Below are 23181 nucleotides of genomic sequence, written 5' to 3'. Positions count from 1 at the left end.
CCCTTTCCCTTATCCTACAAAGTGTAGAAAATGAAGTAATGGCAGTACAAAAAGGAGACTATCGAACCTGTCTAGAATCCCACCATGACCTGGCAGGAGCTTTCCTGAATCCTTCACTTCATAATGCCTTTTTAGTGCCGATTCGACAAGGTCGCCCAATTGCCCGACAATCGATGCAATAATCGTCACAACAATAAGTATGATATATGTAGAAGCAATAGGGAAATAGATTTGGAAGATGCAAGCAAAAACAACAGCTGACAATACACCGCCTACAAAACCTTCCACTGTCTTGTTCGGGGAGATCTCCGGCCACAATTTACGCTTACCTATTTTTCTACCTGTGAAATAGGCACCGGAATCCGTAACCCAAATTACCATCAAAGCATATACGACATATTCGATTCCGAATATTCTCGTTTCAATCAAATAATAAAACCCAATTCCGACATACAACACACCCAAAACAGAAAAAGCTGCATGATCGAACGTAAATCGATTTTTAACAACAACTGTATAAATCAATAGCATAAGGACAATAGCAAATGTCATTTCGATTTTTGTATAACCAACCATTTCGAAGACGGTGCTGCTCCAATTGGCAGGCATAAGTAATATTGCAAGCGCAACCCATGTCAAAATACCTTCAATTGAAATTAATTGAATGTCCCTCATCCGTAAAAGTTCATATAACCCAATTGTTGCAATTGCATAAACTGCAATCGTGAAGGGCAACCCACCTATTACAACTAGTGGAACGAAAAAGATAAGCGCAACGATTGCCGTTAGTATCCTCTGTTTCAAACGTCTCCATTCCCTTCTACACTACCAAAACGTCTATTTCGCAATTGGAATTCTTCAATCGCATTCAGCATGCATATTTCATCAAAATCTGGCCACAACACGTCTGTAAAAGAAAGCTCGGCATATGCGAGCTGCCAAAGCATGAAATTGGACAACCTGACTTCACCGCTTGTGCGGATCAGTAAATCTGGTTCCGGTAAATGAGCGGTCATTAAATGGGATCCAATGAGTGACTCATCAATATCTTCAGGATTAATTGAACCATCCGCTACCAGTGCCACAATTTCTTTGACAGATTCGACAAGTTCTAGCCTGCTGCCGTAATTCATGGCAAAATTCAATGTTAAACCGTCATTGTGCTTTGTTTCTTCCATTGCCTTACTAATCGCTTTTTTCGTATGATCTGGCAACATATCAAAGTTTCCAATCATTTCTACCTTCACGTTTTGCTCGATTAATTCTGGGAGGTGAGTGCTAAGAAACTCCCCTGGAAGTTTCATCAAGAAATCTATTTCTAGTTTCGGTCGTTTCCAATTTTCCGTAGAAAAGGCATAAAGTGTAAGCACTTTTACACCAAGGTCATTTGCGATGCGTGTTATTACACGAACCTTTTTCATCCCTTCATGATGACCTGCAATCCTCGGTAAATTACGCCGTTTCGCCCATCTGCCGTTGCCATCCATAATAATCGCCACGTGGGCAGGGATATGCTTGCTTTTAACAGTTGTCATTCGGTCCGAAATTGAACTAGCTGCCACCACAGTTTTTTTCCCAAATATTTTTTCCAGCATATCGTTTCCTCCACTCAGCTACTATCAGAGCAAGTACATACTCTATCGTAACAAATTAGACGGTTAATTTCATTTTTTATTGCTGTTCATAAAGAACAAATACGGAAACGCCTGTTCAAGGGCGTTGGAGTCTCGACGCGGGGTAGGACCTTTCATAGGTTATCCACAGGCCGAGAGCTTTATAATTTCCTAAGCAAAGAAAAAGACGTCCTGAAATTAGGACGTCTCGGAATATAGAAAGTTCTTCTATCAGATTTCCATGATTTCGTTTTCTTTATCTTTTGCAATTTCATCGATTCTCACGATTTGTGAATCCGTCAACTTTTGGATTTCTTCACCATAACGGTGTAGTTCATCCTCAGTAATTGAACTACTTTTTTCAAGTTTCTTGAAATCTTCATTCGCATCACGACGAACATTACGTATCGCTATTTTTGCTTCCTCTGCTTCTTTTTTCACAGATTTCACAAGTTCTTTTCGGCGATCTTCTGTCAATGCTGGAACAGCAAGACGGATAACGCTACCATCATTAGAAGGTGTAATTCCGATATCCGATTTCATGATTGCCTTTTCAATATCAGCAAGTATTGTCTTGTCATAGGGTTGAATGACAAGCAGACGTGCCTCAGGTACTGAAATACCAGCCATCTGTGATATTGGAGTAGGAGCACCGTAATACTCAACAGTTAATCTGTCCAGCATTGCAGCACTTGCACGTCCTGCACGAATAGACGCTAGTTCTCTCGTATATCCACCAATTGCTTTTTCCATACGATCTTTCGCTTGATCCATTACTTCGTTAGCCATTATAAATTCCTCCTGACGACCGTCCCGATCGATTCACCTAGGACGGCTCTCTTAATATTTCCATTTTCCATAATAGAGAATACTACGAGTGGGATATCGTTGTCCATACATAGAGTTGAAGCCGTTGAATCCATTACTTCAAGCCCTTGGTTAATGACATCCAAAAACGATAGTTCTAAGTATTTAATTGCATTCTTATCTTTAGCCGGGTCAGCTGAATAAACGCCGTCCACATTGTTTTTCGCCATAAGAATGACGTCCGCTTCAATTTCAGCTGCGCGGAGCGCTGCTGTCGTATCAGTTGAGAAATACGGATTCCCCGTACCTGCTGCAAAAATGACGACCCGTTTCTTTTCAAGATGGCGGATTGCTTTGCGGCGTATGTATGGTTCCGCAACTTGTCTCATTTCAATTGATGAAGAGACACGAGTTTCAACGCCAATTTTCTCAAGTGAATCTTGTAGAGCAAGGGAATTCATAACCGTAGCGAGCATTCCCATGTAATCTGCTGTCGCACGATCCATTCCCATTTCACTGCCAACTTTACCGCGCCAAATATTTCCGCCTCCGACAACAACGGCAACTTCGACATCTAGGTCAACAACTTCTTTCACTTGTATTGCAACGTTTTTAATAACTTCTGGCGATAGACCGAAACCTTGATCACCAGCAAGTGCTTCTCCGCTTAATTTCAAGACGATACGTTTATATTTTGGATTGCTCATTTGTATCCTCCATCTATTCTTTTTTCTTAAGAAAAGCACAAGCGCCTATTATAAATGAACGCAGTCTGTAGGCCCACGACATGCATAAGATGGGCCGGTGACGTGGCATTCTTTGCACACATAGCCGGACTGGCTTATGCCCCAATCTCCTAGGCGCCTGGAGCTAGACACTGTTCCATGTTGAAAAACTTATACTTTCTTAGCTCTTGAAAAATGGGGAACACACGCATGTGTTCCCCATTTGTTAGTCTATAACGGCTCAGTTACCTTTAACTTGGCTCATAACTTCATCTGCGAAGTTATCTTCAGGTTTTTCAATACCTTCACCAACTGCATAACGGATAAATTCTTTCAATGTACCGCCAGTTGATTTCACGAAATCGCCAACTTTTTGATCGGAATTTTTAACAAATGCCTGATCAAGTACACAAATATCTTCGAAGTATTTACCGATACGGCCTTCAACCATTTTCGCAACGATGTTTTCTGGTTTACCTTCGTTAAGCGCTTGTTCTGTAAGGATTTTACGTTCGTGCTCAACTTCTTCAGCAGAAACTTGGTCACGTGAAACGTATTTCGGATTCAATGCTGCAATGTGCATTGCAACGTCTTTTGCTGCATCTGAATCTGTTGAACCTTCAACAATAGTAAGAACACTGATTCGTCCACCCATGTGCAAATACGGTCCGAAAGCATCGTTATCTGTTTTCGTACGAATTTCATAACGACGAAGTGTAATTTTCTCACCGATTTTAGCAACAGTGTTTGAAATATGATCCGCTACTGACAATCCGTTTGGCAATGTAGATGCAACTGCCTCTTCGACTGTAGCAGGCTTTGTAGCAAGAAGGTGTACAGCAAGATCGTTTACAAGTGTTTGGAAACCTTCATTTTTAGCTACGAAATCAGTTTCTGCGTTCACTTCAAGAATAATTGCTTCGTTACCGTCAACATGAATATACGTTGTACCGTCTGCAGCAATACGATCCGCTTTCTTAGCAGAACTAGAAAGACCTTTTTCACGTAGGAAATCAATTGCCGCTTCCATGTCACCGTTTGTTTCTGTTAACGCTTTTTTACAGTCCATCATACCTGTACCTGTTTTTTCCCGTAATTCCTTAACCATTTGCGCTGTAATTTTCATTTTTTCCATTCCTCCTATTTATGCCATCAATTCCGAAAAAAGACGATAAGGGTATAAGCCGCTTATCGTCTTTTCATTTACTGGATTTACTCTGCAGCTACAGTTTCTTCTTGAGTCGCTTCTTCGTCTTCGCCTTGTCTTGATTCAAGCAAAGCATCAGCCATTTTGCTAGTCAATAGACGTACTGCGCGAATTGCATCATCATTCGCAGGAATGATGTAGTCAATTTCGTCTGGATCACAGTTCGTGTCAACGATTCCAACTAGTGGAATGTTCAATTTGATTGCTTCAGCAACCGCGATGCGTTCTTTGCGTGGGTCAACAACGAACATAACATCCGGAATTGCTTTCATATCACGGATTCCGCCAAGGAATTTCACAAGACGTTCGTGTTGTTTCTTAAGTTGTCCAACTTCTTTTTTAGGAAGTACGTCAAATGTACCGTCTTCTTCCATTTTCTCGATTTGTTTCATACGTGCAACACGTTTTTGGATTGTGCCAAAGTTTGTAAGTGTTCCACCAAGCCAGCGTTGGTTAATATAATACATTCCAGCGCGTTCAGCTTCTTCTTTAATTGCATCTTGTGCTTGTTTTTTAGTACCGACGAATAGAACTTTACCGCCATCAGCACCAACTTGACGCATGAATGCGTAAGCTTCTTCAAGTTTTTTCACCGTTTTTTGTAGATCGATGATGTAGATTCCGTTACGTTCCACGAAGATGAATTTCTTCATTTTCGGGTTCCAGCGGCGTGTTTGGTGACCGAAGTGTACTCCGGCTTCAAGCAGTTGTTTCATTGAGATAACTGACATTTTGTATTCCTCCTGTTTTGGTTTAATTCCCTCCGTGCACCTCATCCGCCAAAACGACCTATCGGCACCATTCCTGACGTCCGTCCACGTGTGTAGTATTACCATTCGATAATATACCATATGATTATCTTTATTGCAACCTTCATAGTTTGTAATGAAGAATCCCATTGAACTCGCTTCGACTGCCCCTTGTAAAGCATCTTCGCTTAGTTTATATAGGTATTCATTTGTTTAAAATATATACTTCATCTGAATTTCAAGATTAACTCTATCTCTGTACGTCCTTTGCCTAGTTGCTTAGCAATTTCTTCTATAGACTGCCCCGCGTCGTGCAGTCTAATTACCTGCGTTCTTGCATCCTCGGCTTCAACTGGCGCCTTAGACTCCTCAGTGGCCTGTCCTGCTGCCTTATAAGACTTGAGAGCAAGATTAACTGGCATTTTAGGTATGCTTGTACGAATTACTGGTCGAACTTCTTCTGATGCCACAGACTCTTGTGAAGCACTTACAGTTGTTTTTTTGACAGCAGGTTGTTGAGCATAGACTGTAAGCTGTTCAATTAAGCGCTCATTCTCGTCTTTCAACTCCGATAAGTATGCGACAATCGAATTATCCATTTCAGCCATAAGCTTGCGCTGTTTTTTTTCGAGATCATCAAACTTCGTAACTTTAGTGTAAAGCAAAGCTAGGAAGTAAAAACTGATTATTTGTATGATGAATAGAAACACTAAGAAAATCGTTATCATCGTCATTAGCCTGTAAAGTCAACAAACGCACCTTTATAGGGGTGTATCGTCTTCTTTTCCTCTTCATTTTGTTGGTGGTCTCCGTTTTGTAACTCTCCTTGATCATGTTCCGGTCGATGTCCATCTGCCGCCGCCTTCGCTGCCTCTTCCGATTCCAAGACAGTTTCTTTGCCTTTCAACGCTTGCCGTTCCATAAGTGAATTGGCATGATCTAAGTTTAATTGGGTTTGTTGGTGCTTTTGTTCTGCGATTTTTCCCGCATCGAAGGTCTTGGGTATCGCAATTTGCAGTTCAATCCCCTTCAAACTCATAAGATCCCTCCATCAACAATTTCAGTTGCTAATAGTTTGCGAAGTTTGAATAGCGCTTTCGAGTGAATTTGAGAAATCCGCGACGTAGATAAACCTAAAATCTCACCGATTTCTGTAAGAGTCATTTCTTCTGTATAAAAAAAGCTCAATACAAGCTGTTCATTTTTATTTAGTTCATTGATTTTAGTAATCAAGTCACCAATCAATTCAGTCATCATAGTCTTCTGCTCAGGAGTCTTTGTACCTTCATCCTTTATGATAAACGACTTTTGTCCTTCATCGTCATCGTCATTGACTTTCTCATCAATAGAAAGGACGTTTGAAAAATAATGTTCATGGACAGTCTGATATACCTGATCTACACTTATTCCCATGTGCTCAGCAATTTCTTCTGGTGTAGCATGACGTTGCAACTTCTGCTCAAGCTTCATAATTTCTTCTTCTTGTTTTTTGGATTTTTCCCTAGAAGAACGCGGTAACCAATCTTCTTTCCGCAAGCCATCGATAATGGTTCCACGGATACGAAAAGATGCATACGTATCAAATTTCAAATCCCTACTTGGATCGAATTTCGTTAAGGCGTCAAATAGACCGTGAAGTCCTAGACTCATTATGTCATCACGCGAAACGTTACGTGGCAGTCCAGAGCTAATTCGTTGCACATGATAGCTGACAAGCGGCGTGTACTTACGGACAAGTATGTCTCCTGCTTCGGGATCACGATTACGAATCCACAGGTCCCAACATACGGCTTCCTCCATCAAATCCTGTTTCGACATCGAATCCCTCACTTTCCATGGTGATTCCGTCATAGTTACTCATATTATAGCAAAGAAACGTAAGAAAAGCGCAAGGCGCCTACTTAGACGCGACAGGCATAAGTCGATCCAGCGACGTGGCGCTCTTTGCCACATAGCTGGATTGCTTATGCCCCGAGCGGCTGGCGCCTGGAGTCTAGACACCAATCGAAGTAGAAAAAACTTATACTTTCATTCGAAAAAAGGCGACTGAACTGACCAGCCGCCGTACTTAATTGTCCAGTGAACGAATTCATCCGCTCTTTTTTCAGATTTCTTTTGTCCCTAAGTTTACTGTACGGATGTTCAGTATAGATTCTGTAGGATTAAATTCAATTGTACGGCCGCTCGAGCCACCTGTGTCTTCAGCAATAATTGGGATAGACAATCGTTTCAATTCTTGTTTAACGGCTTCAACATTTCGCGGACCAATGCGAATCGTGTCGCTTGAACCGAATTGAAACATTTGTGAACCACCCGCAATTTTCGCCTTCAAAGCCATCGGTCTGACACCTTCCGCCTTGAGCAATTCCATCAACGCGTAAATACCGGTATCCGCAAACTTAGCGACATTAATGCGATCCGATTTACCAAGACTGGAATCCGGAAGCATGATATGTACCATTCCCGCAATCTTTTTACGCTCATCGTAGAGCACAATTCCGACACATGAACCCAGACCTGAAGTTCTAATTGTCATCGGCTCTTTGACGATATTCATATCCGCAATTCCTACCCGAATTACCTCACTCAAAATCACCATCTCACATTACACCTAGTGAACGGAAAATTGTAACGTAAGATGAAGGGTCCGGAAGCAGGAAAAAGTGACCGTCTACACTTGAAATTCCTTCCTCACTTTCCTCACGAATCTGCGTGTCAATAACGATGACTTCATCGCTATAATGAGATACTTCAATCAGTCCGAAACTGACGATTGCACCAACCATGTCGACACTTAACGAAGGTACTGTAGGATAAATTTTCAAGCCTGTAAAATCGGACAGAGCGGACAAGTAAGAACCCGAAAGAATATTGCCTAGTTCCTGCATCGCAGATACTCCTATTTCAGGTAGATTAGGAGAGGCAAAATCGAATGTCTCGTCCCCAATCAATCTTCTAATGAAGTGATTTGCTGATTCCACAGGAAGAACGAAAAACATACTGCCGGACAAATCCCCCTCAATGCGAAGGAAGATTCCAGCAACTATTTTTTCGGCACCACCAGCAAGGTCAAACATCTCATCGAATGATACTAGTTTGACATTTGGAACATGCATATCGATTTTACGATTAAGCAGTTGTGACAATGAAGTCGCCGCATGCGCAGCTCCAATATTCCCCACTTCTTTTAATACATCAAGATGCATGTCCGTAATCGCGTTGTCAGAGTTCATCTGATATCACCCGCTTCACGGGCTCGAGAACTTTATCTAGATTTAGCATAACAAGAAGATGTTTATCCACTTTAGCGACACCAGAAATGAAGTCTGATTCGATGGAACCGACGACTTCCGGTTGTGGCTCGATTGCATTTACTGGAATGTCGAGTACATCATTCGCAGCATCTACAATCAGCCCTACATCATATTCGTCTAGTGTGACAATAATTATTCTTGTACTGTCATCCATCTCTTTTGAAGTGAGGCCAAACCGCTCACGCAAGTCGACAATTGGCGTAACGATCCCTCTAAGGTTAATAACTCCCTTAACATAAGCTGGCGTTTTGGGAACCCGAGTAATCGAAAGCACTTTTTCGATTGACTGAACGATATCAACACCGATGGCATATTCCATATCCAACAATTGAAAAACAATTACTTTCATTTCTTTTTGATTGAGTTTGTCAGTCATATTTTTCACCCCCGCTTATTTAATCAATGCGTTGCAATCGACAATGAGTGCAACTTGTCCATTTCCAAGAATCGTTGCACCGGATATCGCGAATACACTTTGCAAATAATTACCAAGCGACTTCAACACAATTTCCTGTTGCCCGATGAATGAATCGACAACCAGTCCCGCTAATCTTTCGCCTTTTCGGACAATGACTACAGACTGATAGCCATCCGATTCACTATTTTGTTCTGGTATTTCGAAAATTTCCGTCAAATTTAATAGTGGTATGATATTGCCACGGAAATCGATAACTTGTTGGTTATGTGCATTCATAATTTCAGAAGTCTGAATGATAGCCGTCTCAATGATTGATGACAACGGTATCGCAAACACTTCTTTTTTCAATTCTACTAGCATAACTGAAATGATTGATAGCGTTAATGGAAGTTGGACTTGGAATAAGGAACCTTGTCCTTCTTTTGATTCGATTGACATAAATCCGCCGAGTGATTCGATGGTATTTTTCACGACATCTAACCCTACGCCACGCCCAGATACATCCGAAATTTTTTCAGCTGTCGAGAAGCCAGATGCCAGAATGAGTTCAGCTACTTGACGGTCCGTCAGTGTTGCAGCTGTTTCTTTTGTAACAATGCCACTTTTAATTGCTTTTGCAAGGACACGTTCACGATTAACACCGGCTCCATCGTCTTCAAGCTCTATAAATACATGATTACCCGAATGATAGGCACGTAAAGTTACAGTACCTTCTTCTGGCTTCCCTTTGGCGACACGCTCAGCTGGACTTTCGATACCGTGATCCAGTGCATTACGAATCAAGTGAACAAGAGGATCCCCGATTTCGTCAATAACTGTTCGATCAAGTTCAGTTTCAGCTCCAATGATTTCGAGTTCAACTTTCTTGTTAAGATCACGTGCCAACTGCCTGACCATTTTAGGGAAACGATTGAATACTGTCTCAACTGGTATCATGCGCATGTTCAAGATGATGCTTTGCAAATCACCAGATACACGCGTAATCCGCTCGACCGTTTCATTCAATTCTGGGTTATGGATTTCACTTGCGATTGATTGAAGTCTCCCCCGATCAATAATCAGCTCTTCAAACAGATTCATGAGAACATCCAGTCTATCAATATTCACACGAATTGTTTTATTACCGGATTGTACACCTGAGTTCCGTTTTCCTTTTTGCTCAGTTGAACCGTTTTTAGCATCTGCATCGATAATAGTAGGCGTAATCGATTCTGTCTCTTTAGCAGACGCGTCATCGTTATCACGTTTCAAGTAATCAGTTGTAACAGGTATGACAGACACGCTTTCAATTTCGGACACTTTCAATACTTTGGCTTTCAAGACATCCGCATCTTCTTTTGTAATAAGCGCCACTGTAAACGTTTCGTTAAAGTCTTCATTTTCAAGCCGTTCTACTTTCGGCTCAGTTTTAATGATTTCGCCGGATTTTTCCAGTATTTCAAATACCATATACACCCTTGCCGCTTTCAATAAACAATCGTCTCGTAGTTTCACATTAATTTCAAATGCGCTAAAGCCTTGCTCAAATGATTGACTAAGGACAGTCATTTCGTACCCATCATAACGAAGTGAATCTTCATGGCTTACTTTATCTTCTAGTACAACAGCTGCTGCAGTTTCAGCTACCACCGCCCCACCAACTTCAATCCTGTTCAATGACTCTACAAGTTTGGTTACATCTTTTTTACCTGTTCCACCTGAGGCGATATCCATCACCATCTCTTCAAGGTAATCGACAGCTTGAAAAACAACATCCAAAATTTCAGCTGTAACACGAATTTTCGAATTACGGATTGCATCCAATACATTTTCCATCATATGTGTAAGATCGGCGATGTCTTCATACCCCATTGTTGCCGACATCCCTTTCAACGTATGAGCGGACCGGAATACTTCATTTACAATGGCAAGATCTAGCGGGTTTTTCTCGAGTTCCAACAGATGTTCGTTGCACGCTTGTAGATGCTCCTTGCTCTCATCTATAAACATTTCCAAGTATTGATTTGTATCCATCGTGACGCCTCCTTCAAGACTTTATAATGCCAATAATCGATTCTGAAATATCGTGTAAGTCAACGACCTCATCGGCAAAACCAGCTTCTTTTATTGCTTTTGGCATGCCATATACGACTGATGTCTTTGCCGATTCTGCAATAGTAATTGTTTTACCATTTTTCCGTAGAACTTCCATACCATTTTTCCCGTCATACCCCATGCCTGTCATGATAACAGTCAAAAAGTTCAACTCCGTATTCTCGGCAGCTGACTCCAACAGAACATCAACAGATGGGCGATGTCCCGCACGTGGGGGATCCACAGCGTCTAGACGGACATAGTAGTACATGCCCTTTTTCATCATTTTTAGATGTTTGCCGCCCGGTGCAATATAGGCAGTACCATTTTCAAGCAACTCGCCATCTTCTGCTTCTTTTACATGAATATCACAAAGACCGTCCAGTCTATCTGCAAGGGATTTTGTAAAACCTGGAGGCATATGTTGAACAACCAGAATTGGAACACCGATTAATGCGGGTATACCCGTCAGCACTTCCTGCAGTGCCCTAGGTCCCCCTGTCGATGTGCCTATTATAACAAATGTTTTACCTGTTTTGGGAATCTTATTTTGAGACACATTCGCTAACTGACTCCGATTAGGAATAAAGGTAGGTATTTCAACGGCTTTATCAACCGATTTAGTGGTTGATTTTGAAATAATTGGCTGCGTCAAACGTCGGCCCGTAATCTTTCTTGTCAACGTAGACAACTGTACCCCTGAAGCGGCAATAACTTTCCCTAGAATCTCCTCCTTTACCTCGTGGAGATTCAAGGATATTGCCCCACCCGGCTTCGCGACGAAGTCAACTGCACCATATTCCATAGCGAGCATCGTATTTTCTGTTCCAGTTTTCGTTGTGCTTGACAACATGACAATCGGCACTGGATGGCTCGACATAATTTCTTTTAACGCTTCGAGACCATCCATAATTGGCATTTCTACATCCATGGTCACAACGTCTGGTTTCAAACTTTTCACCTTTTCGACAGCCTCTTTACCATTACGTGCAGTACCAACTACTTCAATTTCGGGATGGCCCGACAGGAAATCGGATATGAGCTTACGCATAAATGCCGAATCATCCACAACAAGCGCTTTCTTGCGATTGCCTGTATTCAAATCATCCACGCCCTTTCGCGAATATACTCCTCATTTTGCTTAGGAACCCTTCTCCTTGATTGAACTCTTCTTCAGAACTTGGACTGACAAACGTCTCAGCAATTGCCATCATTCTTTTGGATATAGGTGCCTTTGGATATAGTAGTATAAATGGCTCCTGTGCAAGCACTGCCTTGTGAACTACTGGATCTTCAGGCAGGAAGCCAAGAATCTTAGTCTCTTTCCCTAGGAACTTACGCATAGCATATTGAAGTCTCGTTACAGCATCATTGCCATCATCACCCTTTGAAACACGGTTACTGACAATACTGAATACCTTTTCCGGGTCTTGCAGGCAAATGAATTTCATCATGGAGTAGGCGTCAGTGATGGATGTTGGTTCAGTTGTCGAAATGACAATAATTTCATCGACTGCAACAATCAATTCGATTGAACGTTGCGTTGCCCCCGCTCCCATATCAAACAAGATGAAATCATATCCTTGTTGTAAATATTCGAACGCTTGGATTAGCCTATCGAACATAGCTGCCGACCATTCCATCACCATATCCAGCCCAGAACCCCCAGAAATGAACGACAAACCTCCAGGTGCTTCATTTACCACTTCATCAATTTCTTTTTTATTAAGTAAATAGTCTGTCAAACTATTCCGCGGGGCCATACCAAGAAGAATGTGGATGTTGCCCATTCCAATGTCCATATCAATGATAATTACTTTCTTACCTTTAGCTAATAGGGCGTGGGCGAAATTTGTTGAAAAATTCGATTTCCCAACACCGCCTTTACCACTGACAATGGCAATTGATTTTGACAGTTTACCTTGGGACTTCAGCATCTTGAGCCTAAGTGTTTCCGCCTGATCACGCATCATAAGCACCCTTTACTAACAAGGAAATCAGTTTCATGCTATCTGCCTCAGTAATATCTTCTGGAACTTCCTGACCATCCGTGTAATACGCAGTTCCGATACCATAGTCCTTCATCAGATTAAACATTGGACCAATTGATCCGGTCTCATCCATTTTTGTGAATATGAACTTTTCAACTGAAAATGATTTGAACTGTTCAATGATTACCCGCATGTCTTCTTCTTTAGACGTCATTGAGAGAACTAGATATGATTCCATATCTAGTGAAAAATCGATTAGACGCGTCAAATCTTCTACAAACTTAGCTTCTTTATAATTTCGACCTGCCGTATCAATAAATATCAAATCACGGTCAGCCAGTCTCTCGATTGCTTGTTCGAAATCCTTGCTGTTATATGCAATTTCCACAGGAGCTTGCAACAAGTTCGCATATGTACGAAGTTGTTCAATAGCTGCTATTCGATACGTATCAGTTGTGATAAAACCGATTTTCTTCTTTTTTTCAAGAAGCGCCCGTGCAGCAATTTTGGCAATAGTTGTGGTCTTTCCAACTCCTGTTGGTCCAAGAACATTTATGAATTTTTTATTGAAAGAAATGCCCCCAAACGGTAAATCTCCGATTTCTCGTTCAAGAAATTGTTTCACAATAAGAAGTTGCTCTTCATTTGTGAAATCTTTTTTCTCCGCTTTCATCCTGCCGTAAAGATTCTCCCCTAACTCAGTGATGAAATTTACGGACAGACCCTGTTTTTCAAGATGTGCAAGTAGTGGTTTCACGTCATCAGGGAAACGAGAATGAGTAGCAGCTTGTTGCATATCTTTCAACATTTTTTTCATTTCGTTCATTTCTTTTTTTAGTTCTATTGATGTATCGTCTTCTTGTACCGGGCGTGAAGAAATAATAGAAGAAGCTGTTTCTTCTATTTTCGAAACCGGCTCATCAAAACCCGCAACAACTTCTACAGATTTCTTTTTATATAAACCTAGGAACCCTTTTGATTTAACAACAGTTGAACTAAGGATGAGCGCATCATCACCAAAGTCCATACGAACTTTTTTCATGGCTTCTACCATTGTTTCCGCTGTATATTTTTTCATTTTCATCAGATATCCACCACCCCAACACTTTGGACTTCAATTGAAGCCTCAAGTTCATTGTAAGATAATACCGGAATTTGAGGGAAGTATCGTTCCGTTATTTGTCTCAAATACATACGGATTGCAGGCGTACATAGGACAACCGGTGATTGGTCCATCAATGCGACACGTTCTACTTCCCCTGCAATCGACTCGAGAATTTCCTGGGAATGTTGCGGGTCAAGGGATAAATAATTGCCTTGTTCCGTTTGTTGGATACTATCCGCAATCATTTTCTCAACTTTGCCAGAGACGGTTAACACTTTAAGCGATTGACCAGCAGATGCATACTGATTTGTAATTTGCCTTGCAAGGGCCTGTCTAGCATACTCTGTTAAAACGTCGACATCTGATGTATATTTCGAATAATCCGCAAGTGTTTCAAAGATGATTGGCAAGTTCCGTACCGAAACATGCTCGTTCAGCAACTTCGCAAGTACTTTTTGAATTTCACCAATCGATAACGGTGTAGGCGTGAGCTCGTCGACAAGAATCGGGAATGTTTCACGCACATGATCGACCAGTTGTTTTGTTTCTTGACGGCCAATCAAATCTGCAGCATTCGCACGAATCACTTCTGTCAGATGCGTCGAAACAACACTCGGCGGGTCAACAACCGTATATCCGAGAATCTCTGCATCTTCTTTGACGTCTTCCGTTATCCATTTAGCTGGAAGACCGAATGATGGCTCGATTGTATCAATCCCTTCAATCGAATCGTCCCCGCCCGGACTCATTGCTAGGTAATGATCAAGAAGTAATTCCCCTCTTGCTAATTCACTTCCCTTAATCTTGATCCTATACTCATTTGGTTGTAACTGGATGTTATCCCTAATACGAACAACCGGGATAACGAGACCCAGCTCAATTGCCAGCTGTCTACGAATCATAACGACACGGTCGAGTAAATCCCCCCCCTGCGTCGCGTCAACGAGCGGAATAAGCCCATAGCCAAACTCGAATTCGATTGGATCTACATTTAACAGATTGACAATATTTTCTGGACTTTTTAGACCTTCCGTTTCAAGATCTTCTTCCATCTCCAATAATTCCTTAGGATCTTCTTCGACCTTGTTAGACATTATATAGGCGGCTACTGCAAGTGTAATCGCGATTGGAAGTGTAAATATGTCATTAATTGGTGTAGCAAGACCTAGTAATAGCACTGTTACAGCTGCGACGTAAAGAAGTTTAGGTTGTCCAAGAAGCTGGTTTGTTATATCTGAACCAAGATTTCCTTTAGACGCGGCGCGAGTAACAACAATACCTGTTGCAGTTGAGATAAGAAGGGCTGGTATTTGCGAAACGATACCATCACCGACCGTCAATTGTGAGAAGAGGATGGCAGCTTCTGCGAATGGCAGACCCATTTGAGCTACCCCTATTATCATCCCAACAAGTAAGTTGATAATAACGATAATAATACCGGCAATTGCGTCTCCTTTAACGAACTTTGTTGCCCCATCCATTGCTCCGTAAAAGTCCGCTTCATTACTTACTTTTTCACGTCTCGTTCGTGCTTCTGTTTCAGAAATCATACCGGCGTTCAAGTCAGCATCGATACTCATCTGTTTCCCTGGCATTGCATCGAGCGTAAAACGGGCAGCTACTTCAGAAACCCTTTCCGCACCTTTTGTAATGACGATAAACTGAATAATGACAAGGATGACGAAGATAACGAGACCGACGACGATATTTCCTCCCGTAACAAAGGTACCGAACGTTTCAACAACTCCACCCGCATCTCCGTTTGACAAGATTGCCCGAGTCGTTGAAACGTTAAGGCCCAAACGGAAAAGTGTAAGCAAAAGTAATAAGGTAGGGAAAATTGAAAACTGTAACGCTTCCTGCATGTTCATGGCTGTTAAAAGAACTAAAAGTCCAAGTGTAATATTTATAATTATCAAGAAACTTAAAAGCCATGGTGGAAGCGGGATGACAAGCATCGCAACGATCATGATTACCGCGGCGAGTACTCCTATATCTCTAAATTGCATGTCATCCCTACTTTCTTGTATTTAATCAAATACGCCTCGGCGTATTTGCGTCCAGTTTTTTTATTGAGCTTACTCAATTAACTCCTTTGAAAATCTGTGACATCCGCCGGAGGCTTTTGGTCAACAAGGAAGGATTGAACTACATCCTTCCTTGTTGACCAAATCAAATCTTACGTTGAATTCTGTATACATACGCAAGTATTTCAGCTATTGCTTTGAAGAACTCTTCAGGAATCCTTCCTCCAATTTCAACATCGTCATAGAGTGCTCTGGCGAGTGGCCGGTTTTCTACCATTACAATGTTGTTTTCAGCGGCAATCAATTTTATCTTTTGAGCGACAAAATCGACACCTTTTGCGACAACAATGGGCGCATCCATATCCCCGTCCTTATACTTCAGTGCGATTGCATAGTGGGTCGGGTTCGTGATCACGACATCTGCATTGGGCACTTCCTGCATCATGCGTCGCATAGCCATTTCACGTTGGCGTTGCTTAATTTTGGATTTTATAAGCGGATCCCCTTCGGAGTTTTTATATTCATCCTTAATATCCTGTTTGGACATCCGAAGATTTTTTTCATAGTCATATTTTTGATACATAAAGTCTAGAATAGAAATGAATAACAAGACAAATGCTGCTGTTATTCCCATCAATGCAGCAAGTTGCCCGACCGTCGTTAATATATCCCAGGGGCTTTTGAATGCCAGTCCTAGTACTTTATCAATATTCGACATAAGGATAAGCGTTGTAGTTGTTCCGATAAATGTAATTTTCAGTACAGACTTCATTAATTCTACAATGGCACGGATCGAAAAAATCCGTTTTAGCCCTTTGATTGGATCTATTTTCTTCAAATCCATTTTCAATGGTTCAGCAGTAAGAAGCAAACCGAATTGAAATAGATTCCCAGCCACTCCTGCAACAACCGCTACAAGCATGACAGGCAATAGAAGAAATGCCATTTGAATTAAGACATCTCCATAAATGAGCATTGCCTGATCCTCATCTAGATTGGATATAGGTATATATTCAGTGAATGCCTGATGGAAAAACACGAAAAAGCGGTCCCTCATAAATCCTGCAGCAAAAAACAGGAACAGGAACACGGAAAGTAGCAGGATTGCACTTGTAACGTCCTGACTTTTTAAAACCTGACCTTTTTTTCGGGAATCTTGACGTTTTTTCGGAGTGGCTTTTTCGGTCTTTTCCCCTGCGAAGAATTGCAGATCAAGCCGCAACATCATACTAGCCACCTCCAAGAATTAACATCAAGTCCCTCATACTAATGATCATCACTTCAAATAATTTCTTCATCATTTGGACCATGACACCCATCATAATAAACAGAACGATAAAACTAACCCCAATCTTGATTGGGAATCCTACAACGAAAATATTTAATTGTGGCACTGCTCTTGCAGTGATCCCAAGTGCTAAATCAACGAGGAATAGTGTCGCAACGATTGGAATTGACATTTGGAAGGCGATTGCAAATGAGGTTGCAAAAGTCCGAATGACAAAATCGGCTAGTCCCTCTTGACCAAAAGCCGGCCATAGTTGATCTGCCGGGATGAATTGGTAGCTATAATAAATTCCATCCAAGAGCATATGATGGCCGTTTAACGCAAGTAATAAGAGGATGGCCAACGAGTTGAAAAATTGACCAAGAAGCGGAGATTGCGCTCCAGTTTGGGGATCAATAACGTTCGCAATTGCAAACCCCATTTGAAAATCGATAAAACCTCCAGCAATTTGAATGGCAGACATGACGATGAACGCGATGATTCCAATGAATAATCCTGTCATTGCCTCTTTCACGACTAATAAAAGATACGCCCCATTAATCTCCAGCACAGGCATGTCGACCGCATAGACCATCGACCAAGCAAGCAAGGCACCAAAAATGATGCGCTGAGTAGTCGGTATTGCACGATAAGAAAATAGTGGTAATGTAACAAAAAAAGCAGTGACACGAGTCAAGATAAGTAAGTATGCAGCTAATGAAGGGACTAGTTCTTCCATTTAATCACCCGATATACCGTCCAAGATTCTCAAAGATATCTGCTGCAAACGTTGTAACCCTTGCTAGCATCCATGGACCGAAAATGACAATCCCAACTAACACAGAAACAATTTTAGGCACGAATGCTAGTGTCTGTTCCTGAATCTGCGTGGTTGCCTGGAAAATACTCACGGAAAGCCCTGTCACAAGTGCAAGGATAAGGAGTGGGCCCGAAGTCAAAAGAATGACCCAGATTGCACGCTCTGCTATCTCTATGACTAATTCCTGTGTCATTCAAAACCCCTCCTAAAAACTTTGCAACAATGATTTGATAATGAGATACCATCCATCAACAAGGACGAACAGTAGTATTTTAAACGGTAACGAGATCATGACTGGCGGTAACATCATCATCCCCATCGACATAAGAATACTCGCTACAATCATATCGATAACTAAAAATGGTATGAAGATCATAAAACCCATTTGGAAGGCGGTTTTAATTTCACTCAAAGCAAATGCGGGAACTAACATCGTCAGTGAGATGTCTTCTAGTGATTCAGGTCGATCCGCTTTATTGTAGCGAAGGAATAACTCCAAATCCTTCTGTCGAGTATGCTTACTCATAAATTCTTTGAGTGGGATACTTCCCTTTTCATATGCTTCTTCAAGCGAAATCTCGTCCGCAAATAGCGGAGTAAGAGCCTGATCATTCACTTGCTGAAACGTTGGAGCCATGATGAAAAACGTCAGAAACAGTGCTAGTCCAACAATTACCTGGTTTGGAGGCATTTGTTGCGTTGCAAGTGCGGTTCTAACGAATGACAGAACGATGACAATCCTTGCAAAAGAAGTCATTAAAATTAGAATAGCTGGCGCTAAGGACAAGACAGTCAGAAGTAACATCATTTTGATAGATGTCGATACATTTGACGGATCACTGTCTGAAAAAAACTGAGCAATATCATTCATCGCGGTTGCGCTCCTTTTCTGTCAACCGGCTGATATGCCGTTTTCTCTCTTCTTTCATCTCCTCAAGCCTTGTTTGAAAAACAGTACTGAAATCGGATGACTCTTCCGTTTTCACATTCGAGTCACTTTTCGATTTACCCGTTACTTTAGCAAGAATCCGATTGAGCATCCCGGATACTATCTCCGTACTATTATCACTCGCGTAGAATTCTACTAGTTTGTCAATTTCATCAGGATCCGTAATTTCTTTTAACAATCGGATATCGTCTCCAACCCCAATAAGGTAATAGGATTCTCCTATGACTACCAGTTGAATCGATTTATGCTGTCCGAGCGAAATACCACCCATGTTTTTCATAAGTCGATTTTTATCGTAGAGCTTATTTTTCCGATTAACGAACTTCAATAGACCAAATAATAATCCAAGGACGAACACTAAAGCGAATAACGTTTTTATGTAGTCCCCCGCGGAGGAACCTACGTCCGCCTTGTCCGTAGTAAGATCATCAGCGGGCGGTGTTAATGTGTCCTCATCAGTATCGGTATCCTTTTCCGGGTCTTTGGTAAACAAATCTGACACCGGTTTGTTCGGATCAGCGTCGGTGTCTGCATGAACGGATGCGTACGGCAATTGGGTTACTAGGAAGATAATCAGTATGAAAGCTGACAAGTACTTTTGTACATTCGTTGATTTCATCCCCCGATTATCCTAATGCTTTTTCGATTGCTTCAACAACACGATCTGCCTGGAATGGTTTGACAATAAAGTCTTTTGCACCAGCTTGAATCGCATCGATTACCATTGCCTGCTGCCCCATTGCTGAACACATGATGATCTTCGCCGCAGGGTCTTTTTCTTTAATCGCTTTTAAAGCTGCGATGCCATCCATTTCAGGCATTGTAATATCCATCGTGACAAGATCAGGTTTTAAATCGAAATATTTTTCAATAGCTTGTACACCATCTGCTGCTTCGCCAACTACTTCAAAATTGTTCTTTGTCAAAATATCTTTTATCATCATTCGCATGAAAGCTGCATCGTCTACTATTAATATACGTCTACTCATTGTCATTACCCCCGTTAAATTATCTTAAATTGTTTAAACGTTCTACTTGACTTAAAATGTCTGTGATTCGTACTCCGAAGTTTTCGTCGATAACGACAACTTCTCCTTTTGCGATATGGCGATTGTTCACTAAAATATCAACCGGTTCTCCCGCCAATTTGTCCAGTTCAATAATGGAACCGCTTGACATTTCCAAAATTTCCTTCACGGAACGCTTTGTTCTACCAAGTTCGACCGTTACTTGTAAAGGAATATCAAGGAGCATATTCAAGTTGTTGGACTCTGACTTGTTTAATGATGGACTTTCAAAGTTGGCAAACTGTGCCTGCTGAACTTGTACCTGCGGTTGTTGCGGACGCATTTGCATCTGCTGTTGTGGTGCTGGCTGTCCGTATTGTGCGTCATAAGCCGGTTGCTGCATCCCTTGTCCATATCCATTTTGTTCGTACGACTGCTGTTGCACTTGTTGTTGCTGTGTTGGCTGTTGGTGTACTGGAGAAGGTTGCTGTTCTGTTGGTCGAGTCATCTCGGCAACTGCCGCAGTTTCCTCTTCTGCATCACCGCCCATGAGAGAAGCAACTAATTTCTTCCCAAATCCAAGTGGAACTAATTGCATAATGTTTGAATCGATCAGATCGCCTACTTTAAGCTCAAACGATACCTTTATCATTAAATCATCTTCGGGAATAAGATCCCGCCCTTTGTCTTCAAGGACATCCATCAAATCGATTGTTGGCGGTGAAATGTCGACTTTCTTATTGAATAAAGTTGACATCGAAGTTGCCGCAGAACCCATCATTTGATTCATTGCTTCTTGGACAGCGCTTAAATGAATTTCACCAAGGTCCATATTCGGATTTAAACCATCTCCGCCCAACATAAGATCCGCAATGATTGCCGCATCACTTTGTTTAATAACGAGTAAGTTCATACCGCTAAGTCCTACTGTATAGTCGACCTTAATAGCAACGTATGGATGGATGAATTCTTCTTCCAAAGCTTCCTTATCGACAACCGAAATAGTAGGTGTCGTTATATCTACTTTTTGTCCGAGCAATGCAGATAATGCTGTTGCTGAACTGCCGAAAGAGATATTCCCAATTTCACCAAGCGCATCTCTTTCCATATCATCCAAATAATCTGCCGTTACTATTTCTTTTGGGCTAGAATCCCCGGGCTCATCGCTTGACAAAGGTTCCCCACGTAATAGTGCTTCAATTTCTTCCTGTGAAAGGATATTATCACTCATCATCTTCATCCCCTCCAATCTTTGTATCAATTATCTGAACAGCCATCTGGTTTTTCAAATGGCCCGGCTGTGCTGTGAATTTCGGTATATCTCCGATTTTTATGACAAGTGGATCATCAATTTTACGATTTAGCTTTACGACATCCCCCACTTGTAGGTAGAGGAAATCCTCAATCGTCATTTCTGCATTACCTAGTTCGGCGATAACAGACAAAGGAGCTTGTTTCAATCGTTTTTCAAGAACCACAGTTTGCTCTACTGTCGGTTCTTTTTTGTTGGTCTGCATCCAATAGCGCACCGATAAGTTCGGTACGATTGGTTCAAGAACGACGTGTGGAATACAGATATTAATCATTCCACTAGATTCTCCAATGATAATATTGAACGAGATAACAACGACCGTTTCATTCGGCGATATCATTTGAAGGAACTGCGGATTAACTTCTATCTCCGTCAAAAATGGATCGATATCAATGATCCCTGACCATGCTTCGCGTAAATTGTCAAAGGAACGTTCAAATAAACTTGTCATGATTTTTAATTCAATTTCAGTCAAATTATCAACTTTACCTGGACTCTCTCCGACTCCACCCATCATGCGATCGAGCATCGTATAAGCAATGTTCGGGTTTACTTCCATTAGGATATTGCCATCTAGCGGTGGAACTTCAAATATATTGATCAAGGTCATATTCGGAATAGAACGTATAAATTCCTCAAAAGGAATCTGATCTACCGAAGCTACATTGATTTGGACATACGTTCTTAGCTGTGCTGAAAAATATGTCGTTAATAGTCTGGCAAAGTTCTCGTGGATCCTAGTCAAACTGCGTATCTGATCTTTGGAAAATCGAAGGGCACGTTTAAAATCATACACTTTTACTTTCCTGGTCTCATCTTCTTTTTTCATGTCTTCTGCAGACATTTCCCCTGTTGAAATCGCAGACAATAATGCATCGATTTCACTTTGGGATAATATATCCCCGGCCATATGGTCACCTCCCGGTATCTGACTCTAGTGCGACTAGTTGCCTGTATTGGTTGAAATAAAGTATCCGATTGAAGTCGCTGCGACGCTCGGGGATGCCTCCCTCTCCAAGCCAGGTAGCTTCGGCTCCCCCTTGTAAGCCGCCTTCGCTCGATTTATATAGGTGTTCATTTGTTCAAATTAACTGGTTATTGAATAATATACGAAACGATGTAGATCTTTTGGATTTCCCCATTTTGCATAAGGGGGTTAAGATGTGCTATCAAGGCATCCTCGAAAGCCTGTTTTCCGGCTTTCCCCTCAAGGTCTTGCGCCGTCATCTCGGAAAGTTCCTGGATAACAATATTTTTAACTTGGAAATCCCTTTTCGCCAGTTCTTCTCCTGCTAATTTATTATCTGTCTGAATTTTCAACGTGATTTTGATAAATTGTCGGTTGCCAAGATTTGTTGTGATTTCTTCAATGTCAACGGAAGATTCAACAATTTCATCAATTGTTGGCTCTTTTGCTTCATCGTCTTTGTTCAGTTGCATAACAAGAATGAGTCCAACTACGCCGATAAGCGTGATGCAAACTAGTATAATAAGGGATACCGTCAGTACTTTATTCTTCATCTTCTTCACCTCGTATATGCGGATTGGATAATAACTGGACCGCCTTATAAAATTCGATAATACGGCTGTTTATCTCGTCAGCCGTATCAAAGACAACATATTTCGTTCCTGTCGTAAGGGTAATCGTCGTGTCAGGAAATGACTCGACTTTCTCAATGTACAATGCGTTCAATGTAAACTCGGTTTTGTTTAGGCGAGTAACTCGTATCATATGTAAGGGGCCGGGCACAGAGCCGGCCCGACCCTCCTTTTCTAGTAAAGCTATGTTAGATTAAT

Annotated in this window: 27 protein-coding genes; all 27 read right to left on the bottom strand. The window is 41.5% G+C overall.

Annotated elements, in window-relative coordinates; translation table 11 throughout:
- Positions 1-9 precede the first annotated feature (9 nt).
- Entirely contained in the window at positions 10-804 is a 795-nt protein-coding gene (locus MKZ26_RS21335; protein WP_340767462.1) for a phosphatidate cytidylyltransferase, read from the bottom strand.
- Positions 801-1595, bottom strand: a complete 795-nt coding sequence (locus MKZ26_RS21330; protein WP_340740392.1) for an isoprenyl transferase — start codon at positions 1593-1595, stop codon at positions 801-803. Before MKZ26_RS21330 ends, MKZ26_RS21335 begins: the two co-directional genes overlap by 4 nt.
- A 249-nt stretch (positions 1596-1844) precedes the next feature.
- Positions 1845-2402, bottom strand: coding sequence for a ribosome recycling factor (frr, locus tag MKZ26_RS21325; protein ID WP_067211177.1), 558 nt, complete (start codon positions 2400-2402; stop codon positions 1845-1847).
- Positions 2402-3127 (bottom strand): UMP kinase, encoded by a 726-nt coding sequence (gene pyrH / locus MKZ26_RS21320; protein ID WP_340767461.1) that lies wholly within the window; start codon positions 3125-3127, stop codon positions 2402-2404. The genes frr and pyrH overlap by 1 nt, the downstream gene beginning before the upstream one ends.
- Positions 3128-3386: 259 nt before the next feature.
- Positions 3387-4271: a translation elongation factor Ts gene (tsf, locus tag MKZ26_RS21315; protein WP_067211181.1), complete on the bottom strand. Its 885-nt coding sequence runs from the start codon at positions 4269-4271 to the stop codon at positions 3387-3389.
- Positions 4272-4357: 86 nt separating this feature from the next.
- Positions 4358-5083 (bottom strand): 30S ribosomal protein S2, encoded by a 726-nt coding sequence (rpsB, locus tag MKZ26_RS21310; RefSeq protein ID WP_067211184.1) that lies wholly within the window; start codon positions 5081-5083, stop codon positions 4358-4360.
- Between the two features lie 245 nt (positions 5084-5328).
- Positions 5329-5829: a DUF6115 domain-containing protein gene (locus MKZ26_RS21305; protein ID WP_340767460.1), complete on the bottom strand. Its 501-nt coding sequence runs from the start codon at positions 5827-5829 to the stop codon at positions 5329-5331.
- A gap of 5 nt (positions 5830-5834) precedes the next feature.
- Positions 5835-6140 carry an RNA polymerase subunit sigma gene (locus MKZ26_RS21300; RefSeq protein ID WP_340767459.1) on the bottom strand — a complete coding sequence of 102 codons (306 nt, stop codon included), beginning with the start codon at positions 6138-6140 and terminating at the stop codon, positions 5835-5837.
- On the bottom strand, positions 6137-6919 hold the full coding sequence (locus MKZ26_RS21295) for a FliA/WhiG family RNA polymerase sigma factor (RefSeq protein ID WP_187045382.1): 783 nt from the start codon (positions 6917-6919) through the stop codon (positions 6137-6139). Before MKZ26_RS21295 ends, MKZ26_RS21300 begins: the two co-directional genes overlap by 4 nt.
- Before the next feature lie 286 nt (positions 6920-7205).
- Positions 7206-7700 carry a chemotaxis protein CheD gene (locus MKZ26_RS21290; protein ID WP_187045383.1) on the bottom strand — a complete coding sequence of 165 codons (495 nt, stop codon included), beginning with the start codon at positions 7698-7700 and terminating at the stop codon, positions 7206-7208.
- 1 nt (position 7701) lies between these two features.
- The gene (locus MKZ26_RS21285) at positions 7702-8334 is read right to left on the bottom strand and encodes a chemotaxis protein CheC (protein WP_340767458.1); all 633 of its coding nucleotides are present in this window, start codon (positions 8332-8334) and stop codon (positions 7702-7704) included.
- On the bottom strand, positions 8324-8791 hold the full coding sequence (locus tag MKZ26_RS21280) for a chemotaxis protein CheW (RefSeq protein WP_187045385.1): 468 nt from the start codon (positions 8789-8791) through the stop codon (positions 8324-8326). The genes MKZ26_RS21285 and MKZ26_RS21280 overlap by 11 nt, the downstream gene beginning before the upstream one ends.
- Positions 8792-8806: 15 nt before the next feature.
- Positions 8807-10846 carry a chemotaxis protein CheA gene (locus tag MKZ26_RS21275; RefSeq protein WP_187045386.1) on the bottom strand — a complete coding sequence of 680 codons (2040 nt, stop codon included), beginning with the start codon at positions 10844-10846 and terminating at the stop codon, positions 8807-8809.
- 13 nt (positions 10847-10859) lie between these two features.
- Positions 10860-12008 (bottom strand): protein-glutamate methylesterase/protein-glutamine glutaminase, encoded by a 1149-nt coding sequence (locus tag MKZ26_RS21270; protein WP_340767457.1) that lies wholly within the window; start codon positions 12006-12008, stop codon positions 10860-10862.
- A 1-nt stretch (position 12009) separates the two neighbouring features.
- Positions 12010-12876 (bottom strand): MinD/ParA family protein, encoded by an 867-nt coding sequence (locus MKZ26_RS21265; protein WP_340767456.1) that lies wholly within the window; start codon positions 12874-12876, stop codon positions 12010-12012.
- Positions 12869-13981 carry a flagellar biosynthesis protein FlhF gene (gene flhF / locus MKZ26_RS21260; RefSeq protein ID WP_340767455.1) on the bottom strand — a complete coding sequence of 371 codons (1113 nt, stop codon included), beginning with the start codon at positions 13979-13981 and terminating at the stop codon, positions 12869-12871. Before flhF ends, MKZ26_RS21265 begins: the two co-directional genes overlap by 8 nt.
- Positions 13981-16011: a flagellar biosynthesis protein FlhA gene (gene flhA, locus MKZ26_RS21255; RefSeq protein WP_187045389.1), complete on the bottom strand. Its 2031-nt coding sequence runs from the start codon at positions 16009-16011 to the stop codon at positions 13981-13983. Before flhA ends, flhF begins: the two co-directional genes overlap by 1 nt.
- Before the next feature lie 163 nt (positions 16012-16174).
- The gene (gene flhB, locus MKZ26_RS21250; protein WP_340767454.1) at positions 16175-17257 is read right to left on the bottom strand and encodes a flagellar biosynthesis protein FlhB; all 1083 of its coding nucleotides are present in this window, start codon (positions 17255-17257) and stop codon (positions 16175-16177) included.
- Position 17258: 1 nt separating this feature from the next.
- The gene (fliR, locus tag MKZ26_RS21245) at positions 17259-18035 is read right to left on the bottom strand and encodes a flagellar biosynthetic protein FliR (protein WP_340740401.1); all 777 of its coding nucleotides are present in this window, start codon (positions 18033-18035) and stop codon (positions 17259-17261) included.
- A 4-nt stretch (positions 18036-18039) separates the two neighbouring features.
- On the bottom strand, positions 18040-18309 hold the full coding sequence (fliQ, locus tag MKZ26_RS21240) for a flagellar biosynthesis protein FliQ (protein ID WP_187045392.1): 270 nt from the start codon (positions 18307-18309) through the stop codon (positions 18040-18042).
- Between the two features lie 12 nt (positions 18310-18321).
- The gene (fliP, locus tag MKZ26_RS21235) at positions 18322-18987 is read right to left on the bottom strand and encodes a flagellar type III secretion system pore protein FliP (protein ID WP_067211217.1); all 666 of its coding nucleotides are present in this window, start codon (positions 18985-18987) and stop codon (positions 18322-18324) included.
- The gene (locus MKZ26_RS21230; protein ID WP_340767453.1) at positions 18980-19684 is read right to left on the bottom strand and encodes a flagellar biosynthetic protein FliO; all 705 of its coding nucleotides are present in this window, start codon (positions 19682-19684) and stop codon (positions 18980-18982) included. The genes fliP and MKZ26_RS21230 overlap by 8 nt, the downstream gene beginning before the upstream one ends.
- A gap of 7 nt (positions 19685-19691) precedes the next feature.
- Entirely contained in the window at positions 19692-20054 is a 363-nt protein-coding gene (locus tag MKZ26_RS21225; RefSeq protein WP_067211221.1) for a response regulator, read from the bottom strand.
- A gap of 19 nt (positions 20055-20073) precedes the next feature.
- Complete coding sequence (gene fliY / locus MKZ26_RS21220) at positions 20074-21303, bottom strand: flagellar motor switch phosphatase FliY (protein WP_340767710.1); 1230 nt, start codon at positions 21301-21303, stop codon at positions 20074-20076.
- A complete protein-coding gene (gene fliM / locus MKZ26_RS21215; RefSeq protein ID WP_340740403.1) occupies positions 21296-22294 on the bottom strand; it encodes a flagellar motor switch protein FliM in 999 nt (332 codons plus the stop codon). Before fliM ends, fliY begins: the two co-directional genes overlap by 8 nt.
- Positions 22295-22479: 185 nt before the next feature.
- The gene (gene fliL, locus MKZ26_RS21210) at positions 22480-22905 is read right to left on the bottom strand and encodes a flagellar basal body-associated protein FliL (RefSeq protein ID WP_187045395.1); all 426 of its coding nucleotides are present in this window, start codon (positions 22903-22905) and stop codon (positions 22480-22482) included.
- Positions 22895-23116 (bottom strand): flagellar FlbD family protein, encoded by a 222-nt coding sequence (locus MKZ26_RS21205; protein WP_340767452.1) that lies wholly within the window; start codon positions 23114-23116, stop codon positions 22895-22897. The genes fliL and MKZ26_RS21205 overlap by 11 nt, the downstream gene beginning before the upstream one ends.
- Positions 23117-23181 lie beyond the last annotated feature (65 nt).

This window comes from Sporosarcina sp. FSL K6-6792, from assembly GCF_038004885.1.
Lineage (GTDB): Bacteria > Bacillota > Bacilli > Bacillales_A > Planococcaceae > Sporosarcina > Sporosarcina psychrophila.
Note: the sequence above shows the minus strand (reverse complement) of the source record. Positions and strands in the feature narration are given on the sequence as shown.

Excerpts from the sequence above, each read along its gene's own strand:
- MKZ26_RS21330 (WP_340740392.1), bottom strand. The coding sequence starts at position 1,595 with ATGCTGGAAAAAATATTTGGGAAAAAAACTGTGGTGGCAGCTAGTTCA.
- frr (WP_067211177.1), bottom strand. The coding sequence starts at position 2,402 with ATGGCTAACGAAGTAATGGATCAAGCGAAAGATCGTATGGAAAAAGCA.
- pyrH (WP_340767461.1), bottom strand. The coding sequence starts at position 3,127 with ATGAGCAATCCAAAATATAAACGTATCGTCTTGAAATTAAGCGGAGAA.
- tsf (WP_067211181.1), bottom strand. The coding sequence starts at position 4,271 with ATGAAAATTACAGCGCAAATGGTTAAGGAATTACGGGAAAAAACAGGT.
- rpsB (WP_067211184.1), bottom strand. The coding sequence starts at position 5,083 with ATGTCAGTTATCTCAATGAAACAACTGCTTGAAGCCGGAGTACACTTC.
- MKZ26_RS21305 (WP_340767460.1), bottom strand. The coding sequence starts at position 5,829 with ATGATAACGATTTTCTTAGTGTTTCTATTCATCATACAAATAATCAGT.
- MKZ26_RS21300 (WP_340767459.1), bottom strand. The coding sequence starts at position 6,140 with ATGAGTTTGAAGGGGATTGAACTGCAAATTGCGATACCCAAGACCTTC.
- MKZ26_RS21295 (WP_187045382.1), bottom strand. The coding sequence starts at position 6,919 with ATGTCGAAACAGGATTTGATGGAGGAAGCCGTATGTTGGGACCTGTGG.
- MKZ26_RS21290 (WP_187045383.1), bottom strand. The coding sequence starts at position 7,700 with ATGGTGATTTTGAGTGAGGTAATTCGGGTAGGAATTGCGGATATGAAT.
- MKZ26_RS21285 (WP_340767458.1), bottom strand. The coding sequence starts at position 8,334 with ATGAACTCTGACAACGCGATTACGGACATGCATCTTGATGTATTAAAA.
- MKZ26_RS21280 (WP_187045385.1), bottom strand. The coding sequence starts at position 8,791 with ATGACTGACAAACTCAATCAAAAAGAAATGAAAGTAATTGTTTTTCAA.
- MKZ26_RS21275 (WP_187045386.1), bottom strand. The coding sequence starts at position 10,846 with ATGGATACAAATCAATACTTGGAAATGTTTATAGATGAGAGCAAGGAG.
- MKZ26_RS21265 (WP_340767456.1), bottom strand. The coding sequence starts at position 12,876 with ATGCGTGATCAGGCGGAAACACTTAGGCTCAAGATGCTGAAGTCCCAA.
- flhF (WP_340767455.1), bottom strand. The coding sequence starts at position 13,981 with ATGAAAATGAAAAAATATACAGCGGAAACAATGGTAGAAGCCATGAAA.
- flhA (WP_187045389.1), bottom strand. The coding sequence starts at position 16,011 with ATGCAATTTAGAGATATAGGAGTACTCGCCGCGGTAATCATGATCGTT.
- flhB (WP_340767454.1), bottom strand. The coding sequence starts at position 17,257 with ATGATGTTGCGGCTTGATCTGCAATTCTTCGCAGGGGAAAAGACCGAA.
- fliR (WP_340740401.1), bottom strand. The coding sequence starts at position 18,035 with ATGGAAGAACTAGTCCCTTCATTAGCTGCATACTTACTTATCTTGACT.
- fliQ (WP_187045392.1), bottom strand. The coding sequence starts at position 18,309 with ATGACACAGGAATTAGTCATAGAGATAGCAGAGCGTGCAATCTGGGTC.
- fliP (WP_067211217.1), bottom strand. The coding sequence starts at position 18,987 with ATGAATGATATTGCTCAGTTTTTTTCAGACAGTGATCCGTCAAATGTA.
- MKZ26_RS21230 (WP_340767453.1), bottom strand. The coding sequence starts at position 19,684 with ATGAAATCAACGAATGTACAAAAGTACTTGTCAGCTTTCATACTGATT.
- MKZ26_RS21225 (WP_067211221.1), bottom strand. The coding sequence starts at position 20,054 with ATGAGTAGACGTATATTAATAGTAGACGATGCAGCTTTCATGCGAATG.
- fliY (WP_340767710.1), bottom strand. The coding sequence starts at position 21,303 with ATGAGTGATAATATCCTTTCACAGGAAGAAATTGAAGCACTATTACGT.
- fliM (WP_340740403.1), bottom strand. The coding sequence starts at position 22,294 with ATGGCCGGGGATATATTATCCCAAAGTGAAATCGATGCATTATTGTCT.
- fliL (WP_187045395.1), bottom strand. The coding sequence starts at position 22,905 with ATGAAGAATAAAGTACTGACGGTATCCCTTATTATACTAGTTTGCATC.
- MKZ26_RS21205 (WP_340767452.1), bottom strand. The coding sequence starts at position 23,116 with ATGATACGAGTTACTCGCCTAAACAAAACCGAGTTTACATTGAACGCA.